Source organism: Streptomyces sp. 8N616, assembly GCF_052246385.1.
Lineage (GTDB): Bacteria > Actinomycetota > Actinomycetes > Streptomycetales > Streptomycetaceae > Streptomyces.
The window spans coordinates 160,392-174,923 of sequence record NZ_JBQQBY010000018.1 but is presented as its reverse complement, the minus strand read 5'-3'; the positions used below and the strand labels follow the sequence as shown (position 1 = coordinate 174,923).

At 69.5% G+C, this 14,532-nt stretch carries 10 protein-coding genes and 1 pseudogene; 4 read left to right on the top strand and 7 right to left on the bottom strand.

What is annotated here, in order from left to right; all coding sequences use genetic code 11:
* Positions 1-93 precede the first annotated feature (93 nt).
* Both ACTWQC_RS18620 and ACTWQC_RS18615 read right to left on the bottom strand, forming a co-directional pair.
* On the bottom strand, positions 94-1,956 hold the full coding sequence (locus ACTWQC_RS18620; protein WP_443316841.1) for a fatty acyl-AMP ligase: 1,863 nt from the start codon (positions 1,954-1,956) through the stop codon (positions 94-96).
* 71 nt (positions 1,957-2,027) lie between these two features.
* Entirely contained in the window at positions 2,028-3,824 is a 1,797-nt protein-coding gene (locus ACTWQC_RS18615; protein ID WP_443316840.1) for a fatty acyl-AMP ligase, read from the bottom strand.
* Positions 3,825-4,199: 375 nt separating this feature from the next.
* On the opposite strand from ACTWQC_RS18615, the gene ACTWQC_RS18610 reads away from it, so the two are divergent.
* Positions 4,200-5,498 (top strand): beta-ketoacyl-[acyl-carrier-protein] synthase family protein, encoded by a 1,299-nt coding sequence (locus tag ACTWQC_RS18610; RefSeq protein WP_443316839.1) that lies wholly within the window; start codon positions 4,200-4,202, stop codon positions 5,496-5,498.
* Positions 5,499-5,575: 77 nt separating this feature from the next.
* Here the strand turns inward: ACTWQC_RS18610 and ACTWQC_RS18605 are convergent, their stop codons facing one another.
* Positions 5,576-6,277 carry a LuxR C-terminal-related transcriptional regulator gene (locus ACTWQC_RS18605; protein WP_443316838.1) on the bottom strand — a complete coding sequence of 234 codons (702 nt, stop codon included), beginning with the start codon at positions 6,275-6,277 and terminating at the stop codon, positions 5,576-5,578.
* A 484-nt stretch (positions 6,278-6,761) separates the two neighbouring features.
* Between ACTWQC_RS18605 and ACTWQC_RS18600 the strand changes: the two genes are divergently transcribed.
* A complete protein-coding gene (locus ACTWQC_RS18600; protein ID WP_443316848.1) occupies positions 6,762-7,739 on the top strand; it encodes an AraC family transcriptional regulator in 978 nt (325 codons plus the stop codon).
* Between the two features lie 35 nt (positions 7,740-7,774).
* On the opposite strand, the pseudogene ACTWQC_RS18595 reads toward ACTWQC_RS18600, so the two are convergent.
* The 3 genes and pseudogenes from ACTWQC_RS18595 to ACTWQC_RS18585 all read right to left on the bottom strand — a co-directional run.
* Positions 7,775-8,044 (bottom strand): annotated as a pseudogene (locus ACTWQC_RS18595) (mycothiol transferase); the annotation flags it as partial.
* A 76-nt stretch (positions 8,045-8,120) separates the two neighbouring features.
* Positions 8,121-9,317 carry a cytochrome P450 family protein gene (locus ACTWQC_RS18590; protein ID WP_443316837.1) on the bottom strand — a complete coding sequence of 399 codons (1,197 nt, stop codon included), beginning with the start codon at positions 9,315-9,317 and terminating at the stop codon, positions 8,121-8,123.
* 253 nt (positions 9,318-9,570) lie between these two features.
* Positions 9,571-9,921: a VOC family protein gene (locus tag ACTWQC_RS18585; protein ID WP_443316836.1), complete on the bottom strand. Its 351-nt coding sequence runs from the start codon at positions 9,919-9,921 to the stop codon at positions 9,571-9,573.
* A 388-nt stretch (positions 9,922-10,309) separates the two neighbouring features.
* Here ACTWQC_RS18585 and ACTWQC_RS18580 point away from each other — a divergent pair, with 388 nt between their 5' ends.
* Both ACTWQC_RS18580 and ACTWQC_RS18575 read left to right on the top strand, forming a co-directional pair.
* Complete coding sequence (locus ACTWQC_RS18580) at positions 10,310-12,394, top strand: SpoIIE family protein phosphatase (protein ID WP_443316835.1); 2,085 nt, start codon at positions 10,310-10,312, stop codon at positions 12,392-12,394.
* A 78-nt stretch (positions 12,395-12,472) separates the two neighbouring features.
* On the top strand, positions 12,473-13,330 hold the full coding sequence (locus tag ACTWQC_RS18575) for a class I SAM-dependent methyltransferase (protein ID WP_443316834.1): 858 nt from the start codon (positions 12,473-12,475) through the stop codon (positions 13,328-13,330).
* On the opposite strand, the gene ACTWQC_RS18570 is transcribed toward ACTWQC_RS18575, so the two are convergent.
* A complete protein-coding gene (locus ACTWQC_RS18570) occupies positions 13,322-14,530 on the bottom strand; it encodes a GDSL-type esterase/lipase family protein (protein WP_443316833.1) in 1,209 nt (402 codons plus the stop codon). The two genes, ACTWQC_RS18575 and ACTWQC_RS18570, sit on opposite strands and share 9 nt — an antisense overlap.
* Positions 14,531-14,532 lie beyond the last annotated feature (2 nt).

The window sequence follows — 14,532 nt, the reverse complement described above, 5'->3', positions numbered from 1 at the left end:
TTGTGGAGTGCGACCTCCCCAGGCCGCCCCATGGCGCGGACGGCACGTTCCCACAGGCCCAGGGGGGCGGCTACTCGACAGCGCCCTGCCCCCTCATTCGATGAGGGCGGCCTCGAAGGAACCCCCCAGGTACCGGTCCCGGCTGTCGCGCCGTTGCAGCTTGCCGGTCGTCGTGAGCGGCAGCGTCCCCGGCTTGAGCAGGACGACATCGTGTACCTGGATGCGGTGCCCCGCATGGACGGCGCGCCTGATCGCCCGCTTGATCTCTTGGGCGGTCACGAGCTCATCGGCCTCGTCGGTCCCGCCGGTCTCGCCTGCGGCTGCCGCCGTCGTCTCGGCGAGCACGATGACCCGTTCGAGTGTGCCGTCGTCGACCGACACCGCGCAGGTGCCGAACTGACGGACCGCCGGGTGGCTGGCCTCGACCGTGGCTTCGATGTCCTGCGGGTAGTGGTTGGCACCGGCGATGATGATGACGTCCTTGGCCCGGCCGGTGATGAAGAGCTGCCCGTTGTGCACGAATCCGAGGTCACCCGTACGGAGCCACCGCTCGCCCGGCTGGTCGGGAAGGGACCCCATGAAGGTCTCGGTACTCTCCTGAGGAGCGTTCAGGTACCCGGCTGCGACGCTCGGGCCGGATACGAAGATCTCGCCCACCTCGTCCTCTCCGCAGCGCTTTCCCGTCGCCGGGTCGACGGCGACAGCCGTGCTCAACGGATGGATCCGGCCGCAGCCGACCAACTCGCGGCTGTCCTGCACCGGCTCGGCTGTCGACTGGCCTGTCGACCCGGCTGTCGGCTCGGCTGCGCGCACCTTTCCGGCGGCGAGCGCCGCGGAGTCCAGCCGCAGGACCTTCGGGCGCTGGCCGACCGGACCGGCCGTGACCAGCACCGTTGCCTCAGCAAGGCCGTACGCGGGGCACAGCGCCTCGCGCCGGAAGCCGGTGTCCGCGAATGCCGCGCTGAAGCGGTCGAGCGTATCGGAGCGGACGGGCTCACCTCCCAGCATGGCCATCTCCCAGCCGCTGAGGTCCAGTTGCCGGCGCTGAGCGCCGGTCACCCGGCGGACGCACAGGTCGTAGGCGAAGTTCGGCGCGCAGCTGTCCGCGCGTCCGAGCTCGGAGATCGCCCGCAGCCACGTGAGCGGGCGCTGTACGAAGGTCATCGTCGGCAGCAGGGTGGCGTCACGGCCGGAGAAAAGGGGGTCGAGGACATTACAGATGAGGCCCATGTTGTGGTGCGGCGGCAGCCACGACACCGACGACGGGCGGGGCAGTCCGGCGTCGTCGGCAGGCCGGCGCGTGCTGTCGTATATCAGCGACAGGTTGTGCAGCACATTGCCGTGAGTGACCGCGACGCCTTTCGGGACGCCGGTCGATCCCGAGGAGTACTGCAGGTAGGCGACCATCTCAGCGGCGGCCACCGGAGGGGTCCACTGCGAGGCCAGGTCCAGGGACACCTCGTCGGTCGCCACCCGGTCGAGTCGGGCGAGCCCATCGGTGCCGGTGAGGACCGGCTCCGCTGCGGCGAGCAGAGGGCCGGTGGACAGGAACAGCTGGGCCTCGGAACTCGCGGCGATCGACTCCACCCGGGTCCATTTGGCGTTGCCCCGCGTGCCGTCGAGCGGAGCCACCGGCACCGGGATCAGGCCCGCATAGATGCAGCCGAGGAAGGCGACGTGGAATTCCAGTCCGGGCGGGTAACTCAGCAGCGCGCGCGTGCGCGCGGTGGGAGCGTGCTTGCGCAGCGTCACGGCCATCGCCCGTGCACGGCGGTCGAGTTCGGCCAGGGTCAGTGAGTCGGACTCCTCGGCACCGTCGCCCAGGAACACGAAGTTCTTCCGGTCGGGCTCGGCTGCCGCACGAGCCCGGCAGAGGTCGATCACCGTCGGCAGTACGCCGTGCTCGCCTGCCACCCCCTCGGGCAGGCGGACACCGTGCTGATGATGGGTTCGCATGAGACCACTCCAAACGGAGGAAGGAGGAGGAGGCGGCGGCAGTTCGCGCGCCTCCCTGCATGGAGCGATGGTCAGACCGTCTCGAATGCCCCCGCCCGGTACCTGGACCGGCAGTGTGCGCGCTGCAGCTTGCCGCTGGTGGTGAACGGCAGCGAACCGGCCTTGACCAGAAGGACGTCGTCGGCGCGGAGGCCGTGGGCGGCGAACACCGCCTCCCGGATCGCTTCTTCGACTTCGCCCGCCTCGACGGTCACGCGGACACCTGACGGCCTGTCCGGGGCGGCGTCGGCCGCGACGGAGTACCGGCTGTCGATCTCGGCCAGGACGACGAGGCGCGCGCATCGGCCGTCCTCGACGGTGACGGCGCAGCAGCGGCCTTCCCGTAGGGCGGGGTGGCTCTCCGCCGCGGCCGCCTCGATGTCGTACGGGTAGTGCTGCATCCCGTCCACGACGATCAGGTCGGCCACCCGGCAGGTGACGAAGAGCTGACCGCCGTCCAGAAAGCCGAGGCTGCCGGTCCGCAGGAACCGACGGCCGTCGTGGCCGCGCACGGTGGCGTTGAGCGTGCGCGCCGTCTCCTCAGGGTCGTTCCAGTACGCGGTGCCGATACTCGGTCCGGAGGCCAGAATCTCCCCTGTCTCGTCCGGGGCGCACGGTTCGCCGGTGGCGGGATCCACCACGGCGATGGTCATGGACGGGTGCAACTGGCCCAGCCCGACCAGTCGGCGGGCCTCGTCCTCGGGCCCGGCCCGTTGCACCTTGCCTTTCGCCAGCGCCACCGCATCGAACCTGCGGATCACCGGTTCGGGCTCCACCGGCCCGCCGCTGAGCATGACGGTGGACTCGGCCATGCCGTAACTCGGGAAGAACGCCTCGCGGCGGAAGCCGTACGGGGCGAGCATGGCACTGAACTGGTCGATCATCTCTGCGCGTACCGGCTCGTTGGCGACCACGGCGATCCGCCAGCCGCTGAGATCGAGGGAACGCAGCTGCTGCTCGGAGACGCGCCGCAGGCACAGCTCGTACCCGAAGCTGGGTGCCGAACTGATGCCCGCCCCGCGGTCCGATATCGCGCGCAGCCAGTTGACCGGATGCTGGGCGAACGCCGTCGGCGGCATCAGTGCGGCGTCGTATCCGACATAGATCGGCTGCAGGACCCCGGTGATGAGTCCCATGTCGTGGAACACCGGCAGCCAGGACACAACGGGGGGCAGCCGGTCGATGTCCTCCGTGGCCCGGGTGCCGTTGGCCAGGATCAGCGAGAGGTTGTTCAGGACGTTGCCATGGGTGAGCTCCACGCCCCGGGGCGGACCGGTTGTGCCGGAGGTGTACTGCAGGTACGCCACCGTGTCCGGGTCGATGTGGGGGGCATTCCAGCCGTATGCGTCCGTCTCACTGATCTCGTCGGTCGCCACAGAGGTCGGACGGCGGGATGTCGGCATGTCCTTCAGCAACGCGTCGACACGGTCCAGCCGGGACGCGTTCGACAGCAGCAGATCCGGCCGGCAGCTGTTGACGATGGCCCGGAAGCGCGTATACCGGTCGTCGACACCGACGCGCAGCACCGGAGGAGCCGGCACCGCGATCAGGCCCGCATACAGGCAGCCGAAGAAGGCGGACACGAAGTCCAGGCCCGGCGGGTAACTCAGCACGGCGCGGGCACCCGGCGGTGCATGCCCGCTCAGACGCGCGGCGATGGCCCGTGCTCGGGCGTCGAGTTGGGCGAGGGTGAGCGAGTCGGACTCTTCGACGCCGTTCTCCAGGAAGGCGAACATCCGTCGATCGGGCTCCCTGGATGCGCGGTACCGGCAGAGCTCGACCAAGGTGGTCGGCTCGAGCCGGGATTCCGTGACGGCATCCTCTGACATCGTGTTCCTCCTGTTCGGCCTGGCCATTTCCCGTGCCTGCGCCATTCCTCCCGCTGACCCGGCCAGGACTCGGCCATCACCCAGCCAATGCCGTATGCCTGCGCCGCGGTCATTCGGACTCGAAGAGATGCTAAGTCGGCCGGGAAATATCGGGTATCCGCCGCCGGACGGCGTCGACCCCCCTACTGGAGGCGAGTGTCGAGTAACCCGGAAGACGGATGTCGACGGGCCTCAGGTCGCCCTCACGATTCCGTCCGACGGCCGTTACGGAAAGCGCCTCGTACTGGCTACCGTCATGAGGACGGCCAGTGGACGACGAATGGCCCGTGTCCAAGGGAGAACACTTCCCCAGAAGGCTTCAGAAAGGGAACAGCGATGTCCTACGAAGCATCTGACGAATACTTCTTTGGCTACCCGAAGCTCCCCGATCTCCCCGATCTTCCGGACGGGGAAGTCCTCGGTACGACCGGCGTTGTGGTCACCGGTTTGGGAATGACCACGCCGCTGGGGGGCGACGTCCACTCCACTTGGACGGCACTGCTCGCCGGCGCGTCCCCGATCACCGTGCTCGACGAACCGTGGGCCCGCGACCTGCCCGTACGGCTGGCAGGCCGGCTGAGCCGGGAACCGACCGAGGTGCTGGACCGGGTCGAGGCCCGGCGGATGGACCGCTGCCAGCAGATAGCGATGGTGGCGGCCCGGCAGGCATGGGCTGACGCGGGCTCGCCCGAGGTGGCGCCGGAGCGGTTGGCCGTGGTGATCGGCACCGGCCTGGGCGGGGGGAGGACGCTGGTCGACCAGCACGACGTGTCCTCGGCGAAGGGACCGGGCCGCGTATCGCCGTTCGCGGTGACGATGCTGATGCCCAACGGTTCGGCCGCCGCCGTGAGCATGGCTCTCAACGCCCGCGCCGGCGCCCACGCGCCGACCAGCGCCTGCGCCTCCGGAGCGGAGGCCATCGCCATGGGGCTCGCCATACTGCGTTCCGGGCGGGCCGATGTCGTGGTCGCCGGCGGCACCGAGGCATGCTTCGGCCGGCTGTCCATGGCGGCCTTCGCCCGCATGGGAGCCCTGTCCAGCCGTCATGAGGAACCTCAGCGCGCATCGCGGCCGTTCGACAGCGCCCGCGACGGCTTCGTCATGGCCGAGGGCGCCGGCGTCGTCGTACTGGAACGAACCGAATCCGCAAAAGCTCGTGGCGCGCGGATGTATGCCACGCTCGCCGGTACGGGGATGAGCTCCGACGCGCACGCCATGACAGCTCCTTCAGCGGACGGTCAGATCAGTGCGATCCGCCAGGCGTTGCGCTCCGGCGGCCTCGACCCGCAGGACATCGCTCATGTCAACGCTCACGCTCCCGGTACGCCCGTCGGTGACCGTATCGAGGCCTCGGCAGTGCTGGAATCGCTCGGTCCGCATGTTCTCGTGACGGCGACCAAGTCGATGACGGGCCATCTCATAGGCGGGGCCGGCGCGATCGAGGCGATCTTCACGGTCCTGAGCATCGTCAACGGCGTGATTCCCGCGACCAGGAACCTCGACGACAAGGACCCCGAGGTGAAGGTGGAGGTCGTCACGGGAAGCCCGCGGGCCGCCAACGTCACCGCGGCCATCTCGAACTCCTTCGGTTTCGGCGGTCACAACGTGGTCCTCGCTTTCACGAAGCCCGCCTGACCACGGCCCCCGGGGGGAGGCCGGAGGACCGGAGGAAGGGGGCTTGGCGGTCTGTTGGACGCCTCGGGGACTAAGGGCTAGGGGGCTGCGGAGGCCTGAGGCGAGTGCACCAGTCCGCTCCGCTGGGCCATCAGCGCCGCGTGCATCCGGTTCGGCAGCTCGAGCTTGGCGAGAATGCGGGAGACGTGGGACTTCACGGTCGCGGGCGTCACATGCAGCTCGTGGGCGATCTCCTGATTCGACCTGCCCTTGGCTATACCGCACAGGACTTGGGTCTCCCGGCCGCTCAGGGCGGCCAGGGCCACCGCGTGGGAGCGCTCATGGGGTGGTGGGAGGATCTCGAACCGGTCGATCAGCCGCCGGGTCATCTTCGGGCAAAGGAAGGCACCGCCGTCAGCGACCGCACGGACGGCTGAGGTCAGCTCCTCCTGGCTCGCGCTCTTGAGCAGAAACCCGCTCGCGCCCGCCTTCAGCGATCTGAACAGATGGCTGTCGAGGTCGATGCTCGTCAGGACAATGATTCCGGGCACGATTCCTGGCGCGATTCCGGATGCTGCAGCCCCGGAAGGCCGGGCGAGTTTCCGGATGAATTCGTATTCGGCATCGACCAGTACGACCCGCGGCCGCCGCAGCCCGACCATGCGCAGTGCCTCGTCGCCGACCCTCGTATCGGCGACCACCGTAATATCCGGTGACTCCCCGAGGGCCTGCCGGAAACCGCGGCGCACGAGATCCTCATTGTCGACCAGCATGACGTCAAGCGTGCTGAAGTCGTCCATCGCTCACTCCGCCTGTGCGATTCGGGAAGTGTGGTCCCCATCCAACTCCGCGGTCTTTCTTGACCGGGGAGTTTCAGGTGTTTCAGCTCCTCAACTGCTTCCTCCTCATGGCTCACGCTGCCGACGGCATGCCCCCGTTGCCTCCATCAACCATCAACCAACGCGGTGCGTTCACGGTCCTGCTCAAGAACACGTTCCGGTACAGCCGTTGCACACGCGATGGCTGCGGGGCTGCGCTGCGCCTCCAGATGACCGTGGCTGATTCCACGTACGTCCCCTGGCCCCCACGCACGTCCCGGTTAGGGTGAATGGCAACCCTCGGCGGGATATGCCGCATCCATCCCTTCCGACGCTAGGGGGATTCGCAGTGCTGGTTTTAGGCAATGGCGGCCATGCTGTTGGCCGTTCCGGACACACGACGGCGGTCGACGAAGTCTCCACAGCTTCGCGGCTGTTCAAACGAGGCATCGCCGGCGTGCGTGCGATGGTGGACGTCGGGGTCGAGCGCGGGGTGCCCGTACGGGCGTGCCTCGACGGCAGCGGTGTGGACGCGAACGCCCTTGCCGATGATGCCGCGCACGTCCGAGCCGTCCAGGAGCTCGTGGTGGCGCAGAACCTGGTCCGCGCCACTGGCGATGCTCCTGGGCTGGGGCTGGAGGTCGGCAGCCGGATTCCGCTGCGCACGTACAGCGTGTGGGGCTTCGCCCTGCTCGCCAGCCCGACGCTGCGCGAAGCGGCGGCTGTGGGACTCCGCTACCTGGAACTCACCTTCGCCATGGTCGGGATCCACCTTCAGGAGGAGGGGGACGAGGTCCACCTCGTCCTGGACGACGGGTTTGTGCCCCAGCCAGTTCGGCACTTCTTCGTCGAGCGGGAACTGGCCAACATCTGCACCATCCTGGACACCATTCTGGGGCGGCCCTTCAGGCCCCTCCGGCTGGATCTGCGCTTCCCGCGACCCGAAGAATCCGCACCGCACGAGGCGTTCGCCGACGCGCCGATCGCCTTCGGGGCGCCGCGCAACGCGATCGTGACCTCCGCAGCGGATCTGGAGCAGCCCCTGCCTCAGGCGGACCGGCACACCATGCAGGTGTGCGAACGCGAGTGCAGGCTCCTGCTGGCCCGCCGCGCCGACACCGGATTCGCCGCGCGGGTACGGGATCTGCTCATGCAGTGGCCCGAGGGGATCCCCGACATGGGCGTCGCCGCAGCGGCGCTGCACGTCTCCATCCGCACGCTGCACCGGCGTCTGGCCGAGGAAGGCACGTCCTACCGGCGTCTCGTCGACGGGGCGCGGCACGCTCGCGCTGTCGAGATGCTGACCACCATCGGACTCGGAGTCGAACAGATCGCCGTACGACTCGGGTACGCCGATGCGGCGGCATTCATCCGCGCGTTCCGCCGATGGACCGGCGCCACTCCCGGCGCCTACCGCACCAGCGTGCCCACCCGGCCCTCCTGAGGAACGCGACGCGACGTCCCTGTCGCTTTCCGGCTATGCCCCCCATTACCCTCGTACACCGGTGGCACGTCGGTTCCGGCGAACACCCGCTGGAACCAGTTGCGTTCCACCTCCGCCATGTGCTGGACCAGGCCCAGCAGCGTCATCGGTGACGGTGCCACCGGGGCCAGGCGCAGCTGACGGTCGTCGAGCCCCGCGCACTTCAGCGCGAGCGTGGCTCGGTGGAATTCCAACCAGCTTTCGAGCATGGCCCGTTCATCGGCGTGCGGGGGCGGTATGGGGCGCCCGTCCGGTGTCACACCCATGCACGCCACCCTCGCACAGGCCTGCGCAGCACCGGCGCGATCGCGCCGAACAGGCTGCTCAGGCCGTGTCTTGACGTCACCAGCGCACCGGAAGGTGGCGGACACCGCGGATCAGCATGCCCTGGCGCCATGCGAGGGCCGCCGGGTGGGCGTCCAGGGTCAGTTCCGGGCAGCGCTCCAGGAGCGTACGGATCGCGATGGCGGCCTCCATGCGGGCGAGCGGGGCGCCCAGGCAGTAGTGAATGCCGTGGCCGAAGGCCAGGTGACCGCGGGGGGCGCGGTGGATGTCGAAGCGATCCGGCTCCGGGAAGCGGGCCGGGTCGCGATCGGCGTCGGCGAGGGCGACGAGGACGAGTTCTCCGCCACCGGGGATGACTGTGCCGCCGATCTCCACCGGCTCCGTGGTGAAGCGATACGTCGGGGTCTCGAGCGGGCCGTCGTAGCGCAGCATCTCCTCAATGGCGTCGCCCAGGAGGGAGAAGTCGGCGCGGAGAGCGGCCAGTTGGTCGGGGTGGCGGAGCAGCGCGAGGACGCCGTTGGAGATGAGGTTGACCGTGGTCTCGTGACCGGCGACCAGCAGCAGCCAGGCCGTACCCATGAGTTCGCCGGAGGAGAGCTGGTCCCCGTCCTCGTCCGTGGTGCGGATCAGCGCGCTCAGCAGGTCCTCGCCGGGCCGCTGCCGCTTCTGCTCGAGCAGCTCGCCGAGGTAGCCGGAGACCGCCTCGGTCGCCGCTCTCCGCGTGTCCCGGCTGGGCGACGACAAGGAGTCGTTGGACCAGGTACGGAACCGCTCCCGGTCGAGGAACGGCACCCCCAGCAGTTCGCAGATCACGGACATCGGCAGCGGGAACGACAGCGCGTCGACGAGGTCGGCGCGACCGCCGGGGCGGGCCAGCATCGCGTCCAGCAGCTCGTCGGTGATGTGCTGGACGCGCGGTCGGAGCTCCTGGATGCGGCGGGGCGTGAACTCCCGGGCGACCAGCTTCCGCAGCCGGGTGTGGCGCGGGGGATCGGAGTTCAGCATGTGCGAACCCGCGGCGACGCTGCTCAGCGTCAGGGAGTCCGAGGCATTCCTCCACTCCTTCGAAAGGCGCGGGTCGGCGAGTGCGGCTCGCCCGGCCTCGTACCCGACGACGAGCCAGGCGTCGGCTTCCTCGGGCATCCGGATCCGGTGCACGGGGCCGCGCGTCCGCAGTTCCGCGTAGACCGGATACGGGTTCCGGACGAAGTCCTCGCCGAGTGCGCCGAGGTCCACTGTCGTGTCCGTGCTCATGGCCGCCCCCTCCGTTGGCAACATCACGTTAGTCGGCAGCCCGCCCCACTGGGGGTCATGATCCGGCCGATCTCCCGCCCCGGCCGGCGGTCCGCGCCAACCGCGAAACCCTGCACGGACTGTGCACCCCATTCGCGCCCCGGTGCTGCGCCCGACGCGGGAGAATCCCCGCCCGGGCTGGGGCGGGTGCACGGCGAACCCGGTGTTCCGCTGCCCTCGGCGGCCCGCTCCGGCCGACTGCCGCAACGTCGGGTCAGGCCGTGCGCTCGACGTACTCGAATACGACTCCCCCAGGGTGCCGGACGATGGCGTTCCGGCCGGTCGGCACCTGGTTCGGCCCCGAGAGGATCTCTCCGCTGCGCGCGTTCAGAAGTTCCTGCACGCCGTCCAGGTCGTCGACGAGCACGGTGCTCTGGACGTGCCGGAACGGGGCGAGGGCCTCGTCAGTGCCGGCGACGAGCAGGAAGCCGCCGATACTCACCACCTCCACGTCGCCGTACGCGAACCGCCCCCCGCTCTCCCGGCCGGTCAGGTCGCGCAGGGCCAGCAGAGCACGATCCAGGTCATCCACATACAGCCGGGCCAGCGTGGCAAGCGCCTTCATGTCCGCCCTACGGCCGGCCCGACCGTCGCGGCGGCCCACGCCTTCCCGCCCGCGGCAGGCCTGGGCTCATGCGCCGATCACCGAAGTTCCGACACGGATCGGTGATGGCTCGGCGGCCATGGCGATCCGGTTGTGGGATTGGACCGCGTCGAGCTCGGCCTTGCGCTGGCCGGTGGGGTACGCGGTCGCGCCTTCCGCGGCGAACCGGCGGGCCGGGGTGAGACCGATCCCTGCAGTCGTAACGCTAAAGGTTACGACTGCAGGGGCTGGAACCCGGGTGATACCCCGCCGGGACTGCTCCTGCGGAAGCTGCGGGCTCCACCGGTGCTGAGAGACGATGGAAGCACATCCGGGCCTTCCCGCAGACGGGCGGAGGGAGCGGCTGAGCATGGGCTCCGAACGGTTCCACGACGATCTCGGGGGCGCGCCCGGCCGTGCCGCCTTCGGTCCTTCGCCTCCCGGCGGGCTGATGGACGTACTGGCCGTCGCGGCGGTGGTGCTGGATGCGGAGGGGCGGATCGTGCTGTGGAGCCCGCAGGCGGAACAGCTCCTGGGCTACACCGCCGAGGAGGCCCTGGGCCGGTACGCCGCCCGGCTGATGGTCGCCGACGAGCACTTGGACCTCATCCTTCACTTGTTCACCCAGGTGATGAGCAGTGGGGAGAGCTGGGCGGGCGTCTTCCCCGTGCGGCACAAGGACGGCAGCAGCAGGCTGCTGGAGTTCCGCAACATGCGGCTGACCGACGACCGCGGGGACTTCTACGCGCTCGGGCTCGCCACCAACCAGGCGACCCTGCGCCAGGTGGAGCGGGACGTGGCCCTGTCCACACGGCTGGTCTCGCAGTCGCCGATCGGCCTGGCGGTCCTGGACACCGGCTTGCACTACGTCACCGTCAATCCGGCGTTCGAGCGGATCAGCGGCCTGCCCGCCGACCAGCAGATCGGCCGAGGGGTGCGCGAACCCGTGTCCTGGCTGGACAACGACGTGATCGAATCCGCGATGCGCCAGGTCCTGGCCACCGGCACTCCCCTGGTGGACCAGAACCTCCTCGGCCGCACCCCGGCCGACCCGGAGACCGAGCACGCCTGGTCGGTCTCCTACCACCGGCTGGAAGCGCCCAACGGCAAGGTCCTCGGTCTGGCCACCTCGGTCGTCGACGTCACCGACCGGCACCGCGCGGCCGCCGAGGCCCACCACGCCCGCCAGCGTCTCGCTCTGATCGCGGACGCCTCCGTGCTCATCGGCACCACTCTCGACCTGGAGCAGACCGCCCGCGAACTCGCCGACATCGTCGTCCCCGACCTCGCCGACCTGGCCGCCGTCGATGTCCTCGACACCACGCTGCTCCACCCCAGCCTCCCCGGCACGCAACCCGCCGAGCCCGCACTCTTCCGCGCACTCGCCGTGGCCGCGGCCTACCCCACCGAGGCCATCCGCGCCGCCGACCCCGTGGGCGAGCCCACCCGGTACGACACCGACCGGCTGGTCACCCAGGTCGTCACCACCGGTGCCCCCGTCCTCGTCCCCCACGTCACCAACGGCGACCTGCCGCACATCGCCCGTAACGGCGAAGCCGCCCTCCTCCTGGGCCGCGCCGGTCTGCACTCCTACCTGGCCGTCCCGCTGATCGCGCGTGGCACCGTGCTCGGCGCCCTCGATCTCAAGCGCATCCGCAACCCGCTGCCCTTCGACGACGACGATCTCGTCCTCGCCGGAGAGCTGGCCAACCGGGCGGCGGTCTCCATCGACAACGCCCGCTGGTACCAGCGCGAGCGCACCGTCGCCCTGACCCTCCAGCGCTCCCTGCTGCCCCACCCGCCACCGCCCCAGCCGGGCCTGGAGATCGCCTACCGCTACCAGCCCGCCGGAGCCGCCAGCGAAGTCGGCGGCGACTGGTTCGACGTCATCCCCCTCACCGCGGACAAGACAGCCCTCGTCGTCGGCGACGTCATGGGCAGCGGCGTCACCGCCGCAGCCACGATGGGCCAGCTACGCACCACCACCCGGGCCCTGGCCGACCTCGACCTCGACCCCGACCAGATCCTGCACCACGTCGACCGCAGCAGCACCGGGCTGGACCAGGCCATCGCCACCTGCCTCTACGCCGTCTACGACCCCCACAGCGAGGAGTGCCGCATCGCCACGGCAGGCCACCTGCCCCCAGTCCTCCTACGGCCCGGCCGCCCGCCCGAGCTGCTCGACCTGCCCACCGCCGCCCCCCTCGGCGTCGGCGACATCGTCTTCCACACGACCACCGTCCCCCTCCTCCCCGGCGACCAACTCCTCCTCTACACCGACGGCCTGATCGAAACGCGCCACCAGGACATCGACACCCGCCTCAGCCTCCTGCTCACCCTCCTCCATGACCCCCGCACCGACCTGGAAGAAACCTGCGACCAGCTCCTGCACGCCCTGCGCCACCCCGGCAACCACGACGACGTCGCCCTGCTCATCGCTCGCGTCCACCGCTGACATCCCGGCGACGAGCCTTCAACCGGCCTGTGACGCGGCCTCCGGCGCGACTCGGCTCCCCCGCTACGCTCACGCTCGATGCGACAACATCAAGAAACCGGGGAAGCCATGGATGGCGATCAGCCCGCTCTCACGAACCACCGATACGGCACCGGCAGGTCGGACAAGAACGCTTCTCACGAACGAAACCGTCTGGACTCCATCCAACGGAATGTGGACTCACATACGATTTCGATCATCCGAGGCCTCCCCATCACATCGTCCTGGCACTGCCTGGAACTGGGCGCCGGTGCGGGCTCCATCGCGTACTGGCTCGCCGATCGCTGTCCCGACGGGCGTGTGGTCGCCGCCGACATCGATGTCCGCCATCTCGACGCCAGTCGAGCCTCGAACCTCGTTGTCCAGGAAGCCGATATCTCTCACAGGGACTACGCACCGGGCAGCTTCGACCTCATCCATGCCCGCTACCTGCTCTGCCATCTGCTCACGCGAGATGAGATCGTTGCACGGGCTGCCCAATGGCTCGCCCCCGGCGGCTGGCTGGTGATCGAGGACCCTTACCAACTCCCGGCATCGACCTCCCCGTTTCCGCTCGTACAGCGCCTCATGGCTGCCTACGAACGCAAGTACAACGAGCGTGGAGCCGACCTGACATGGGCACGGACGGTTCCCGCGCTCCTTGCTCGTCACGGACTACGCGATGTGGGTTTCTCCGGAAAACCTGGCTGCATGGGGTGCCTCGACAAAGATCGCTGGTTTCCTCTCATCAACCAGGTAGGTCCGTCTCTCGTCGCCGATGGCCTCATCACCGAAAGGGATCTGAGCCAGTTCTTCGAGCTGCTGAACGACCCGACGTTTGTGGATATCCCGCAGATCACGATCTCCACATGGGGACGCCGCCCCCCGGAAGATCCCGGCAGCCCTTCCCTAGCCTGAGGCGTGAGCCGCGGGACTCGTCTCTTCGATGGAGTCGGAGCCGAACGGTCCGCCGGAGCCGAAGGCCAGGGCGGCGAAGCGTTCGCCGATGCGGCGGTGTGTGGCGGCGTCCGGGTGGAGCTGGTCGGGCAGCGGCAGCTCGGCGAAGTCGGTCTCGCCGTAGAGGTCGCGGCCGTCGAGGTAGTGCAGGTTCGCGTCGTCGGCCGTCCGTTGCTTCACGATGCGGGCCAGCTCGTTCCGGATGACGTTGAGCGTCAGCTTCCCGCCTGCGCGTTCCGCGGGGTCGCCCGCGGCCTTGAACTGGAGCCTTCCCTCGCTGAGGTTGCTGAGGTCCGGGGCACTCGGGCCGGGCGTGTCCTCGTGGATGGGACACAGGACGGGCGAGACGACCAGCAGCGGAGTGGTGGGGTGCCGCTCGCGGATGGTGTCGAGGAAGCCGTGCACCGCCGGGGTGAAGGCGCGCAGCCGCATCAGGTCGGTGTTGACCAGGTTGATACCGATCTTGATGCTGATCAGGTCCGCGGGGGTGTCGCGCAGGGCGCGCGCGGTGAACGCATCGAGCAGGGCGCTGCCGCTCAGACCGAGGTTGATCAGTTCCACGCCGCCGAGGGAGGCGGCCAGCGCCGGCCAGGTCGTGGTGGGGCTTACGGCGTCGGAGCCGTGGCTGATCGAACTGCCGTGGTGCAGCCACACCTTGCGGCCGTGGTCCGGGATGGTCTCGACGGAGGCGTCGGTGCGCAAGGCGACGAGCTGGGTGACCTCGTGGTGCGGCAGCCAGATCTCGACGTCCTTGACCCGGTCGGGCAGACCGGGGAAGTGGACGGTGCCGACCGGGCCTGGCCGGGTTTCCGCGGACCCGGTGGCCATGTCCACCAGCAGGACGTTGCCGCCGGTCACACTGGCCTGACCGGCCAGGCGGCCGTCGACGAGCAGGTCGTACACGCCGTCCGGACGGGGCGGGGCGCCCTGGTAGGCCATCTTGGTGCGCAGCGCGTCCAGCTCGACGACGGTGGCCCGGGTGCGGAACACCAGCCGTACGCCCGACGGCTGGGCCTCCGCCATGGCCAACTGCCCGTCGGCGCACTGGGCGCGGGCACGGGCGGGCAGCCGGTGCGGCAGCACTCCGTGCTCGGTGCGCTCCAGATCCAGGGCGCCGCGCAGGAGGTCCGCCGTGATGGGTGTCGTGATCCAGTCAGTCATGC